Origin of the sequence: Sphingobacterium phlebotomi, assembly GCF_008180195.1 — a bacterium.
Classification (GTDB): Bacteria; Bacteroidota; Bacteroidia; order Sphingobacteriales; family Sphingobacteriaceae; genus Sphingobacterium; species Sphingobacterium phlebotomi.
In genome coordinates, this window is record NZ_VTAV01000009.1 from 1 (window position 1) to 13,465 (window position 13,465).

Annotated in this window: 12 protein-coding genes; 8 read left to right on the forward strand and 4 right to left on the reverse strand. The window is 39.4% G+C overall.

Annotated features, from left to right (window positions below):
* The coding region (locus FXV77_RS12945; protein WP_148919659.1) for an integrase core domain-containing protein at nt 1-280 on the forward strand (280 nt) is incomplete at its 5' end.
* A gap of 40 nt (nt 281-320) precedes the next feature.
* Here FXV77_RS12945 and FXV77_RS12950 read toward each other — a convergent pair.
* Entirely contained in the window at nt 321-1,304 is a 984-nt protein-coding gene (locus FXV77_RS12950) for a DNA methyltransferase (protein WP_148919660.1), read from the reverse strand.
* 446 nt (nt 1,305-1,750) lie between these two features.
* On the opposite strand from FXV77_RS12950, the gene FXV77_RS12955 reads away from it, so the two are divergent.
* Nucleotides 1,751-2,305, forward strand: coding sequence for an AAA family ATPase (locus FXV77_RS12955; protein ID WP_148919661.1), 555 nt, complete (start codon nt 1,751-1,753; stop codon nt 2,303-2,305).
* A 48-nt stretch (nt 2,306-2,353) separates the two neighbouring features.
* Here the strand turns inward: FXV77_RS12955 and FXV77_RS12960 are convergent, their stop codons facing one another.
* Entirely contained in the window at nt 2,354-3,628 is a 1,275-nt protein-coding gene (locus tag FXV77_RS12960) for a WG repeat-containing protein (protein ID WP_148919662.1), read from the reverse strand.
* A 220-nt stretch (nt 3,629-3,848) separates the two neighbouring features.
* Here FXV77_RS12960 and FXV77_RS12965 point away from each other — a divergent pair, with 220 nt between their 5' ends.
* Together FXV77_RS12965 and FXV77_RS12970 are read left to right on the forward strand one after the other, a co-directional pair.
* Nucleotides 3,849-4,274 (forward strand): SRPBCC family protein, encoded by a 426-nt coding sequence (locus FXV77_RS12965; RefSeq protein ID WP_148919663.1) that lies wholly within the window; start codon nt 3,849-3,851, stop codon nt 4,272-4,274.
* Between the two features lie 163 nt (nt 4,275-4,437).
* Nucleotides 4,438-5,652 carry a DUF763 domain-containing protein gene (locus FXV77_RS12970; RefSeq protein WP_148919664.1) on the forward strand — a complete coding sequence of 405 codons (1,215 nt, stop codon included), beginning with the start codon at nt 4,438-4,440 and terminating at the stop codon, nt 5,650-5,652.
* A 37-nt stretch (nt 5,653-5,689) separates the two neighbouring features.
* Here the strand turns inward: FXV77_RS12970 and FXV77_RS12975 are convergent, their stop codons facing one another.
* Nucleotides 5,690-6,652, reverse strand: a complete 963-nt coding sequence (locus FXV77_RS12975) for a TolB-like translocation protein (RefSeq protein WP_148919665.1) — start codon at nt 6,650-6,652, stop codon at nt 5,690-5,692.
* A 200-nt stretch (nt 6,653-6,852) separates the two neighbouring features.
* Between FXV77_RS12975 and FXV77_RS12980 the strand changes: the two genes are divergently transcribed.
* The 4 genes from FXV77_RS12980 to gap all read left to right on the forward strand — a co-directional run bounded on the left by FXV77_RS12980 (nt 6,853) and on the right by gap (nt 12,527).
* Nucleotides 6,853-7,533, forward strand: a complete 681-nt coding sequence (locus tag FXV77_RS12980; protein WP_246162462.1) for a YiiX family permuted papain-like enzyme — start codon at nt 6,853-6,855, stop codon at nt 7,531-7,533.
* Between the two features lie 136 nt (nt 7,534-7,669).
* Nucleotides 7,670-10,678 carry a protein translocase subunit SecDF gene (secDF, locus tag FXV77_RS12985; RefSeq protein WP_148919666.1) on the forward strand — a complete coding sequence of 1,003 codons (3,009 nt, stop codon included), beginning with the start codon at nt 7,670-7,672 and terminating at the stop codon, nt 10,676-10,678.
* A gap of 227 nt (nt 10,679-10,905) precedes the next feature.
* Nucleotides 10,906-11,496, forward strand: coding sequence for a peroxiredoxin family protein (locus FXV77_RS12990; protein WP_148919667.1), 591 nt, complete (start codon nt 10,906-10,908; stop codon nt 11,494-11,496).
* Complete coding sequence (gene gap, locus FXV77_RS12995) at nt 11,496-12,527, forward strand: type I glyceraldehyde-3-phosphate dehydrogenase (RefSeq protein WP_187444127.1); 1,032 nt, start codon at nt 11,496-11,498, stop codon at nt 12,525-12,527. Before FXV77_RS12990 ends, gap begins: the two co-directional genes overlap by 1 nt.
* Here the strand turns inward: gap and FXV77_RS13000 are convergent.
* Entirely contained in the window at nt 12,478-13,239 is a 762-nt protein-coding gene (locus FXV77_RS13000; protein ID WP_394344146.1) for a TIGR02757 family protein, read from the reverse strand. The two genes, gap and FXV77_RS13000, sit on opposite strands and share 50 nt — an antisense overlap.
* Nucleotides 13,240-13,465 lie beyond the last annotated feature (226 nt).

The window sequence follows — 13,465 nt, forward strand, 5'->3', positions numbered from 1 at the left end:
TCCGCAGACACAGGGGAAAATTGAACGGTATCACAGAACGATGAAAAACGTAGTGAAATTAAACCACTTTTACCATCCAGAAGAACTTATCGAAGCCCTGGGAAACTTTGTGGACAACTATAACAACAGACGTTATCACGAATCGCTGCAAAACTTAACACCTGCAGATGTCTACTGTGGACGATCTGAAAGAATTTTGGAAAAAAGACAACAGGTAAAAATCGATTCTCTGAATAAAAGAAGACAATTGTATAATCAACAAAAATTAATAAATTTATAACTCGAAAGTCTCCTTAAGGTTTCATCCTAATGTGTCTAATTTAGTTTGAAGACGTACAGTCAGGATTCTTATATCTACTATCCATTTCCGCTGATCTCGGAAGCAGGTTCAGCTTGAAGTATTGCACATTTTTTGCATATACAAGGATGTGATCATGATTGTCAGAAAAGAAACGTGCATCATTCTGGGGTGCATATTTTTTTTGCCAAATTACATTTGCAATAAAATTTTCTCTACCAAAAATCTCATCACACACTATCTTCGCATAATGCACTTCTGTGTCATCAAGATTTATCCAAATCGAACCGTCTCTCGATAATAAAGGATATGCCGACTCCATTCTGTTTTTAAAAAAAGTTAACCAGGAACTGTGGTTGAAATTATCATTATAACCAAAACCATCGTTCCCTGTATTGTATGGAGGGTCGATATAAATTAGTTTGATTTGGTCTGAAAATCTTTTCTTTAAGGAGTGAAGAGTTAATAAATTATTCCCCTTTATGAGCATGTTTAACTCCTTGCCAAATGTTTCAACAGGCCTGATATCTGTCGAGGTATATTCTTTAAAAGAAGTCATTACTTTGACAGATAATAGCTTATCAATCTCATCAGGAGCTAATATTTCATTCCAAAAGAACTCACTTAATTTTTCATCCTCTTCACTTTGTTTTCCTTCTAAAACACAATCTTTATAAGGCCATGCGAGAACTACTTCTCTACCTTCGTTCATGTATTCATCATCCTCAATTAAACCAATCTTATTTTTGAAGGACGTATAACTATCTGGGAGAAATGCTTTATTAGTCACAAACTTTTGGAACTTGATTTTGTCGAATACTAAGATTCCATCCACATCCTGAAAGAAATATTGTTTGATGCTCGCGCTTTTTAAGAGTATTTTGATGAGGGAAGTGTCAAGTTGGAGCGCCAACTCGATAATTTTATTCTTCAGAAGCTTGCCATCTACGACCAGCCTTTCATCTTGCTGTAAAAGTTCTTTTAAGTCTTCTAAAAGGTTCTGCATACGACCCGTTATTCTTTATTTTGTTTTCAATTTCTCGATGGACTGCTCAAGGATTTCTTGTGCCAATGATTTGCTACTTATATCCGAAAGAAGTTTGTCGTATGGATTAACAATTGTCTTTCTCGTACCTGAAAAAGCATCAAACTCTTCCATTTGGCAATGTCAAACCTGACAGTTATTGCCAAAGATAGGAAACTAAAACGCAGTATAAAGTATTTTTTCATATGTTAAGAGGTGTTAAAACTGACTAACATACATACGAAAGGCACAGGAATTGAAGTTATAATAGTACTTCATAATTTAGGTTAATAATTGGTTAGTTAGTTAAAAATCCTAGAGCTCCCCGCTCTAGGATTTTTCATCTTCGATATTCCACTATTCGCGAGTAAGCTTTTTTAATTACATAAAACACAGAACGTTTCAAACGAAAATAAAATAATACAAGTATGGAAATAGTAACAAACGAGAAAGCGATCGTTATTACTGGCGGTCCCGGAATGGGTAAAACTTCTATAATTGATATGTTAAGACAAGCAGGGTATCCTTGTATAGGGGAGTCAGGCAGACAGATTATACGCCAGCAGCTTAAAATAAAGGGTACGAGCCTTCCCTGGGCAGACAGAGAAGCTTATGCAATGGAGATGTTTCGAACAGGGCTTACTGATTATAAACTGGCTTCGGAAAATGATACGTATACATTTTTTGACAGAGGGCTTCCGGATGTAATTGGGTACCTAAAATTATGTGAGTTACCTGTTCCCGATCATCTGTGGTTGGCTACAAAACGAAATCGTTACCATAACAAAGTTTTCATTACGCCTCCTTGGCCCGAAATATATGTGAATGATAAGGAGCGAAAACAGTCTCTTGAAGAGGCGATTGCAACCTATGAAGCGATGGCCGAGGTGTATGCTACACTCGGTTACACAATAATAGAAATTCCCAAACTATCTTTGGAAGAAAGGGTGAGTTTTCTTATAAATTTCCTTATCCTCTCCTAACCCGAACCGATGAAACCTGATGGTCCGTTCCACTTTTTTTTGCAAAAATTAAAATGTCGATTCAACAAGTTCCAACACCCAATTACCGGCGTCGTCGAGTATACCGTAAGTATGCTGGCTATTTCCATCGGTAAAATCATACTTATGCGCCAACATCTTCCCATTATGAAAATCATCCAAATAGGTATATACAAATTCTAAAACGACACTTCCGTTCTTATCTATTAAACCATAGGAAAAACCCTCCTTAAAAATACCTTTGCCATGATCAACGAGTTGCACTAGGGTCTCACTGATCTCATCTAGAAGTGGTCTTTTGTCAAAAGAAGCGGTTGCGTGGTTATCGACATACTGAATTCCTTTAGGAAACTCTGCCACGACTTGCCCCACGCTATCGATCAACTGTACTGGCGTTCCATACTTTTCCTGTACCAATGCATAACCTTTGTAAAAATGTGTGCAGTTCTGATATTTAGCAGGAATAACCAGTTCATTGTTTTTGTTGATATATCCATACTGCCGTTCTTTTGAAACAACAATTGCCCGACCGTTATGAAAATTGTACGGTTGTAGAGAATACATGAATGGTATAACTTCCTCACCTTTTGCATTTATAAATCCCCAATTATGCTCCTCATTTTGAACGGCCGCCAAGCCATCGTAAAAATGTCCGACTTGTTTATATTTAGCTGGTATTACTTCTTCAAATTTTTCGTTGGTAAACCCATATTTCTTGGTCGGAAAGTGTTCAAAAGAGGTTAATCCTTCTTGACTGAATGGTGGAAAATTATCTCCTTTGAAAAGCGTTTTCTTCGCCAAGAAACGATCTCTTTCCGAAAAACTATTACCGATACCGCAAAGCGTTTCATATTTTTTGTCCAGTAAAGCAATCTGTTCTCCTTTGCGATTGATATAAGCCAATTCTCCGGTATGCAGGATAACAATAGTATTGTCCTCGGAAAGAAAAGGTGATGTTTTGCTAAAAGAAAGCGTTCCTATACGTTGTCCGTGAACATCAGCCAAAATTGTTTTCCCCTGTTTGTTCTCTACGAAAAAAACACCTTTTTTGATCGAAAGATCCCCGCTTCCAAATAACGACGAAGACACGGGCTTTATCCCGCTCGATAATACCTTACCTTCTATATCGATAATGGAAATGCCTTGATTTGTTTGCATAGTGAGCTCATTATTGACAAACTCGGAATTAATCTTTCCTCCACGCGTCAGAAAGGTACCTTCTACTGTTTTGTGTTGAGCAATAGCGGGAAGTTCGACGAACAAATAGAAAGTAATTAAAATTAGTATGCTGCGTTGATCTACCATATCTTTGATATTTACGGCAAGTTAGAAATATTCTTCCTAAAATTCTAACTTTTTTACCTAGATGACAGCAGATTATGCGCCCCATTTCTTGTCCTGTGGTAAGTCTATTATAACGCGTAATCAGTATTTTTGATATTAACTCCTACACAACGGTCAGCGCCAGGTAGCATTGAATATGTAGAGAGTAGACACGTGCTTGATAACTTAATAGAAAAAAAAGATGAAACTAAAAACAATTGATCAAACTATTCAGATCAATGCGACGGCCGAAAAGGTCTGGAAAGCATTATGGGATAAAGAACATTATAAAAAATGGGCGACAGCATATATGCCAGGTTCACATTATACCGGCGATCTGAAACAAGGTAACCGAATAAAATTTCTCGACCCCAACAACAATGGTATGGAAAGTAATGTCGAGTCACTTACGGAACACCGTGAAATAACCTTTCATCACCTCCATGAGTTGGAAATCGGAAAAGAAGGTCAAAGTCTCGGAAATATGCGCGAAAAATATACGCTTGACGAGCAAAATGGTACAACCACTTTATCGTTGAGTTCGGAGATGCCTGAGGAATATTTCAATGAAATGGACGAAGCAACTAAAAAGGCCTTGCTGATAATAAAAGAACTGGCCGAAGCATAAAATACGTTGGGAGAGTATCCTCTATATAAAGTTCTTGATGGTTAAGGAAAACCGAGTTGCTCGTAGGCGGAGAGATTACCTAACGTAGGTAAACAAATTCATTTTATATACATTGCATATATAAAATGAATTTCGTTAAGTTTGCGCTAAATAATTTAGTAAAATGAAACGAGCAGGAACAGCGGATCTTCCCTTACATTATGGCAAAGTTCCACCCTGGCTGTATGAACGCATGTCTTCTTTAGGATTTTCGATAATTGAAGCCATTTTAATCGATTATGGTAAGGAGGAAGTTTTGCGGAAATTAGCCGATCCGTTTTGGTTTCAAAGCTTCGGAGCGGTGATGGGTATGGATTGGCATTCCTCCGGAATCACCACCTCGGTTATGGGCGCCCTAAAACGCGTCATAAATCCGGCAGCCTCGTCGTTGGGCATCTATATATGCGGAGGAAAGGGCAAACTATCTCGGGAGACACCGGCAGAACTATTACGGATTGCCGATCGGACGGGGCTAGCAGGTGATCATCTCGTCAGAGCCAGCAAGTTATCTGCCAAAGTGGACAATACTGCTATACAGGATGGTTATCAGTTATACCAACATAATTTTATCTTGGCCGACAATGGGAGTTGGACTGTAGTCCAACAGGGTATGCATGACCGGGACGGCACCGCTAGAAGATACCATTGGCATTCGGAAAACCTTAAATCATTTATCGAAGAACCACATACAGGAATAAATGGTATTTCGCAGGGGTACATCTTAAACCTGACGGCTGCAGAAGCCGTCAATAACCGTCAGGGCATCCTCGATATTTCACGTGGGGGGCCGGCAAAGGTAATGGAGGATTTTGCTCGTTTAATCTTACCGGGACATCATGATGTTCGCTCTTCTGATGTAGATCTTAAAAGATTGGGAGCACTTTTATATGTGACGCGGGAATTGCATCCCAGCAACTTCGAAGATCTTTTGATGCTACAGGGTGTGGGACCACGCACGATGCAATCCCTTGCCCTCGTGAGTGAAGTGATACATGGCTCACCTTCCAGGTTTAAGGATCCCGCTCGTTTCTCATTTGCACATGGAGGCAAAGATGGGCACCCCTTCCCTGTGCCGATCGACATCTACGACGACAGCATACGGATATTACGAAAGGGCATTGAAAAGTCCAAACTCGGAAATGCAGACAAACTAAAGACAATCAACAAATTACACAAAATCGTACTGCAAGCAGAAGCCAATTTCGCACCGAAATTTGATGTACAGCAGGTTATTGAGCAAGAACGTAGAGATTCGTGGAAATATGGCGGAAGGACTGTTCTTGGAAAAGCAAAAAAAACTTCTTTACACGCATCGGGTGGTCAACTTTCATTATTTTAACTACACATTTAACCTTATAACGCTTATTGTTCTTTCATTACCGCCATGCCGTGACTTTATTCGCACGTACTATGCTAGAGCTACCCTTAGGTATAACGGATATAACCTCTGGACTGGAATCCAAATTATACGTTTTGCCATCAGCAGGAATAATCTTCAGAAACCAATGGCTATTGCTCGAAGCTGGCAAATGTACATAGTCTGCGGCAATCAGTAAATATTTATCATCCGGCGAAAATTCAGCAAACGCTTCATCTGCATTGCTTTCGGTTACTTGGACCAGATTTTCCCCGTTGATATCCATCATATAAATATGCTTATTGATATAAAAACTCATTCTCTGACCGTTATTGCTGATACGTATATTTCCCCAATTTTCGTAATTCATTTCTTTCACTAGGCTTAAGCTTGTATAAGGAGGATCGGAACGCAGTATTAATCGATCTTTAAAGCGCACTAAAATACTGTTATTCGGCAACCAAACCGCATCGTCTTCCGATGTAAACGATTCATTTCCAATACCCGACATCTCATATTTGACATTTCCGTCCATATCGAGGATAACAATTCCGTTATCACGATCGGGGGTAACCATAATCAACGAGTTATCAAAAGATATCTTACCCAGATTGCTTGTACTGTTTCCGTAGCGGGGTACATAATCAAATTCCTTTGCAATTGTTTCATCAGCAGTATTCACGACGGTAAAATGATTACGGTCATACGTGCCTGCTTCTCTGGTTGAAACGATACGAAGCTTTCCGTCACGACTCAATCCCCAACCCACCGTGCCATACGCGTTATAAGAAAAGAAAGCGGACTCTTCTCCGGTACGCATATCTAATTTCATAACATCACTTGTATATTGATGGTATATATGTCCCGGAAAACTCCCCATTTCTGTGCCCCCATTATCCCCATTATCTTTAGAACACCCCATCAAGAATAATGAAAATAGACCGACCAGCGTAGGAAAAATAAAGATTGTTCTTTTTATCATAATTATCAATCTTAATATATAATAGCATGGAACTTTCTCAAATACGCACGACAATCACCACTCCATATGCAGAAAATGTAACAAAAAAGATACCAAATAAGTTATTTCCTTCAACTATAAACAAATAAGCCTTTAATAGAAAAATAAATCTATTTAAAAAATGTATATTGCTCTAATATTGAAGGATACATGTCAAATTCATGAAAAAAAATGCGACACTACTTTTTATATTAGGTATACTGCTCATCAGCGGGGGCATGTATTACTATCCCTACAAGAAAATAAATCACGCAAGTGAACCTAAAGAAAAAAATCATATTCAAACGCAGCAGGAGCAGAAAATTCCGCGGTCCGGAGATTTAATATTCCAAACCTCGTTATCACAGCAAAGCCAAGCTATACAGCTGGCTACCCAATCCCCGTATTCTCATTGTGGCATTGTTTTCGAAGAAAATGATCAACTATATGTCTTGGAAGCCGTTCAACCCGTTAGACGAACCCTATTGACCGAATGGATAAAAAGAGGAAAAGACGAGCATTATGTCTTAAAACGTCTAAAAGATGCTGAAAAAACGTTGACGGATTCAGTAATTCATGAGATGCAAACGATAGGGCGAGCCTGGGAAGGGAAAGACTATGATTTAACTTTTGAATGGACCGACGACAAAATGTATTGTTCTGAGCTCATATGGAAAATTTACGACCGTACGACCGGTATAAAAATTGGTCAACCGGAACAACTAAAAGACTTTGATTTAAACAGTGAAATAGTAAAAAACAAACTTACAGAACGATATGGAAATGATATTCCGCTAGACGACACGGTTATTTCACCAGCAGCCATTTTTAACAGCAAACTATTAGAAACAGTTCAATTGTAATTTTTGTTTTCATAAGTATCCAATTTTGTTTTCTTTCTACAAAATTTTTATACCTTTGCGAATCTTGGTTAAGTATTATTAAGCTAAATCGCAAGTAAGATTATATAAACTACAAACAAATACACGAAGACAGACAATGCAGAGTAAAGGGCTGATTAAATTTTTGGTAATAGTGGTGTCAATAGCATGCCTCTATTCCCTATCATTCACATTTGTTACACGAAAAGTTGAACGAGACGCTGCGGAATATGCGAAAGGCGATATGGCCAAAGAAAAGGCATATCTGGATTCCATAGCTGGTGAGGAAGTTTACAATTTAGGGGTGGCTAAATTCACCTACAGAGAGGCGAAAGCACATGAATTAGCATTGGGCTTAGACCTTAAAGGCGGGATGAACGTCACGATGGAGATATCATTGGACGAACTCATCAGAAATTTGGCAAATAATCCGAAAGATGAAAACTTCAATAAGGCACTTGAATCCGCTCTTCAAAAGAGTAAATCCGTAAACAGGAGTGTCGTGGAGCTCTTCGTCGAAGAATATAAAGCTTCTGGGGCTGGTACGCCATTGGCTACTTTCTTCGCAACAACAGATAATGCTTCCCTTATTAAAGGAACTAGCTCAGATAACGAGGTACGCAGCTTCTTAAATAAAGAAGCGGATAATGCTATCGAAAACTCTTTCAAAGTATTACGTACACGTATCGATAAATTTGGTGTGGCTTCGCCAAACATTCAGATTCAACAAGGAACAAACCGTATTTTAATAGAGCTTCCGGGTGTTAATGACGAAGAGCGTGTCCGTAATCTCCTACAAGGGTCTGCCAAGTTGGAGTTCTATGAAACACATGACAACTATCAGGTTTATCCACTATTGGAAAACCTCAACAATATTTTAGCCAGTTCATTAAAATCGGCAACACCTTCGACTTCAGCTCCGGCTGCGACAGTTGCAAACGATTCGACCGCAACAGATAGTGTTGCTAATGATGACAACTTGTTGGCTAATTTAGGAGCGGCTCCCAAAGATAGTACGGATACGGCTGGAATCTCTGCAGAACTTGCAGCAAGCAATCCTTTGTTTGCGGTTTTGAATCCAGCTACTTATATGGAGCAAAACGGTCAGCCAAACCTAACACCTGGTGCTATGGTTGGTATTGCTAACCTAAAAGATACTGCTCGTGTTAACGAGTACTTAAACCGTCCAGAAGTAAAGGCTAATATTCCCGGAAATTTGAAATTCTTATGGTCGGTGAAGCCAGAACAAAGAACCCCTAACTTCCTTTCCTTATATGCAATCAAAACATCCGGATCGGAAAATGGCGCTGTATTGACGGGTGATGTGATCACGGACGCGCGGGACGATTTTGACCAAAACAACCGCCCTGTTGTTTCTATGTCTATGAACACCGAAGGTGCTCGTCAGTGGCGTAAGATTACAGCACAAGCAGCGCAAAATAATAACGCTGCCATCGCTATTGTACTCGACGGTGTCGTATACTCCGCTCCTGGCGTAAACGAGGAAATTCCGAACGGAAATTCGTCTATATCTGGTAACTTCACTATTGAAGATACAAAAGATTTAGCTAACGTATTAAAAGCTGGTCGTCTTCCAACTACCGCAAAAATTGTAGAGGAAGCGATTGTAGGTCCTTCATTAGGACAGGCTGCTATTGATGCAGGTGTCAACTCTTCTGTTATTGCGCTTATCGTGGTGATGATATTTATGGTTGCTTACTACAACCGTGCTGGTATAGCGGCCAACATTGCGGTATTGTTTAACGTGTTTTTCCTTATGGGGATTTTGGCTTCCTTAAATGCCGTACTCACCTTACCGGGTATTGCGGGTATCGTATTGACCATGGGAACCGCGGTTGACGCCAACGTACTCATATACGAACGGATCCGGGAAGAACTAGGCTTAGGAAAATCCATCCGACAAGCCATTGCGGATGGTTATAAAAATGCAATGCCTTCTATTCTGGACTCGCAAATAACAACTTTCTTAGTAGGTCTTGTCTTATTTTTCTTCGGTAGTGGTCCTATCTTAGGATTTGCCACCACGTTGATGATCGGTATCGTTACTTCGTTGTTTACGTCTATCTTTATTTCGCGTTTGATTTTCGAATACATGCTATCGAAAGACTGGAAAGTATCTGTATCGTTTCCTTGGTCTGCAAATACATTGAAAAATGCAAATTTCCAATTTATCAAAAAACGGAAAATATTTTACGGTATTTCGATCATTGCTTCTATTATTGCTTTGGCAGCGATATTCACCAAAGGTTTCACACTCGGTGTAGATTTCAGCGGAGGACGCAGCTATACAGTCGCGTATGAACAAGGGGTCGATTTGGAGGATGTACGTCAAAACCTCGATGAGGTGTTCGGTTTAACAACCGAGGTAAAAACCTTTGGTAGTGAAAACCAAGTACGTGTTACCACAACATATCATGTGGAGGAAACCAGTGATGAAGCAGATGCGGAAGTATTAGCTAAATTGAACGAAGGCCTATCAAAAATCGAAGGTAACGGTTACGAGATCCTTTCTTCTCAGAAAGTTGGTCCTAGTATCGCAACGGATATAAAAGACAGAGCGATATGGTCGGGTGTATTCTCCGTATTGATCATTGCAGGTTATATTTTGGTACGTTTCCACAAATGGCAATATTCCGTTGGTGCAGCGGTATCAACTGTTCACGATGCGATTATATTGTTTGGAGTGTTCTCTATTTTGGATGGCATTGTTCCATTTTCTTTAGACATCGATCAACATTTTGTAGCAGCAATCTTAACCGTTATTGCTTATTCGGTAAATGATACGGTGGTTGTATTTGACCGTTTAAGAGAATATGTAAGCAAACCACATGCCCACAAAGTAGACTTTGGCGATACTGTTAATAGTGCGATCAATTCTACTTTGAGCCGTACTATCATTACCTCATTGACGATTATCTTCGTATTGGCGGTATTGTTTGTATTCGGCGGAGAAGTGATCAGAGGATTTTCTTTCGCGATATTGATTGGTATCATTGTAGGGACTTATTCTTCCGTTTTCCTTGCCGCACCGTCGGTTTACGACCTTAGAAAAGGTAAAAGTATTGCCGAAGAAAAGCCAGAAAAAGTAAAAGTTGTTACTCCTTAGTACGTACAACTATATGTAATTAACAAAAAAGGCTTCTGATAAATCAGAAGCCTTTTTTGTTCCGCATCATTTTATCATCATTTAATAATTTTGACTAGCTGATTGGCACAATTTTTCCTAGCTTTGGTACGCAAATATAATTGTAGAATGAAAGCAGCATGGGTTATGTAAGGAACATCTACGAGATTAACTCCTGTAAGCTTCGTTAGCTTTAAAAAATTATTTTAATGAACTTTTTAGTCACTAGTATCGCTATCGGCACACTCACCTTCTTTAGTGCCTGTCAATCCAATAACAATAATACGGGAAGCGCACAGCACACGGTAGAACATCAAACAGATCAACAACAACAAGCCTCTGCAACCTCACAACCAACCTTACCTGTGGCAAAAGAGCCTGCACGGCAATTACCAAACTTTAAATTTTATAAAGTCAAATCCGGTATAGGGTTTACGAATGCCGACGTACCTGCAAACCGAAACACGGTATTTATCCTTTTTGATCCAAGCTGTGGTCATTGTCAAACAGAAACGGGGCTTTTGGCTAAAAATTATGAAAAGCTCAAAGATGTTAATCTGTATTTTATTTCTATGAACGACCCTGCACTTATGGCGTCTTTTCTGGAAACTTTCGGCAAAGAACTTGTCGGTAAGCCGAATGTGGAAGTGTTGTATGATAGAAACCAAGAATTTATTCAAAAATTCCATGTGCCAGCACAGTTTCCGGCGAACTACATATATGGAGCGGACGGCACTTTAAAAAATAGCTGGGACGGAGAGAAAGGTATTGATTTTGTTATAGCAGAATTTACGAAATAATGAATGTTGCAATCAATGGCTTTGGAAGGATTGGACGCAATACCTTGCGCAATATTTATCGACGTGGCGTTCAAAATGAAATCAGGGTCGTTGCTATCAACGACTTGACGGATACGGCTACCTTAGCCCATTTGTTGAAATACGATTCGGTCCACGGACCATTTCCATTTACGGTCCATTATGACGCAGAGCATCTTTTTATTGAAGGACAGTCTATTAAGGTATTAAAGGAAAAAGATCCTCTCCAACTCCCTTGGCGAACAATGGATATTGATGTTGCTATCGAATCAACAGGTGTCTTTACCAATAAAGAAAAGGCATCCTTCCACCTAAAAGCCGGTGCAAAACAAACCATCATATCGGCACCATCACCAGATAAAGAAGTTCCTACCGTCGTTTTGGGTATTAACGATATGACATTTGATTGGCAAGCTCCCCTGTTTTCAAACGCCTCTTGTACAACGAACAATGTAGCTCCTTTGGTCAAGATCCTAGATGAGAATTGGGGAATTAATGATGGTTATATCACGACCGTCCATTCGATGACAGGAGACCAAAACCTGCATGATGCGCCCCATCGAGACCTACGCAGAGCCCGCGCGGCATCCTCGTCTATTATACCGACCACAACAGGTGCTGCAAAGGCAATTACCAATGTGTTTCCACATCTCGACGGAAAGCTTGGCGGTGCGGGTATACGTGTTCCCGTCCTCAATGGTTCCCTAACGGATTTTACCTGTACGTTAAAGAAACAGACGACGGTAGAAGACATAAATGCAAAATTTAGGGAAGCGGCAGAGGGTCCTTTAAACGATATTCTTTATTATACAGAAGACCCAATTGTCTCTGTTGACATTCTCAACAATCCTTATTCCTGTATTTTTGATGCACAACTCACCTCTATCGTCGGTGGATTGGTAAAGGTAGTGGGATGGTATGACAATGAGTTCGGTTATTCCAATAGATTAGTAGATTTATTGGTTAAAGTTCACCTATTACGCCGATACCAAACAGTGCAAAATCGTATTTAACGGGGTCCTCCGGATCGAAGCGTTTTAAATTTTCTGTCAGCTCTACGGCGGTTTTCCAATTGACTTTATCCGCAGTAATTAACCCGAACTTACGAGCAACACGTTCTACATGTACATCACATGGACAGATAAGATCACTCGGTTTTATTCGATTCCATATGCCAAAATCAACTCCTTTATCGTCTTTACGGACCATCCAACGCAGGAACATATTCAAACGTTTGCAACTGGATTTTTGTAAAGGAGAGCTGATATGCTTCCTCGTGCGAATGGGGTAATCGGGTAAAGAGAAAAAATAAACTTTAAATTCATTTAGGCTTCGCTCCATTGAAAAGGTCTTATTTATTTGATTATCAATTAGAAAAGCATCTTCTAATGAAGAAAACTGGCTATAATGAAAACGTAAAAAAGAAACGAAATATAACAAATCGGTATCATTAAAAGTACGATGTTTGAACCCTAAAAGATTTTTTAAATCCACTTCCTCATGCCCCATGATGAAATCCGCAGGCTGCTGGTCAAAACGTTCGATCAGTTCTTTACATTTATTAATAATGGTTTTACGCTGTCCCCAAGCCAAAATAGCAGCGAAGAAGCCCATAATCTCTATGTCTTGCTTCTTCTGGAACAAATGAGGAATACATATTGGATCATTTTCAATAAATGTGGGTTGATTAAACGATACAACTTTATCGTTTAAAAATTGCTTCATATCAAAGTCAGCCATGCACTTGAATATTTATGCTTTAATTTGCCCATAAAGATACCCTTTTCCGGGTTTATTATCCGACCAATGGCCGATTAAATAATGGTCATGGGTTTAATGTACCAACCCCCTTTTATCATTAAAGGTCGCATCAAAAATTTTGAAACATGTAGGAATATTCTTCTAGCATTACCCATCCTTTTAAAATTTTTAAGCGACGATTTTTTTGATT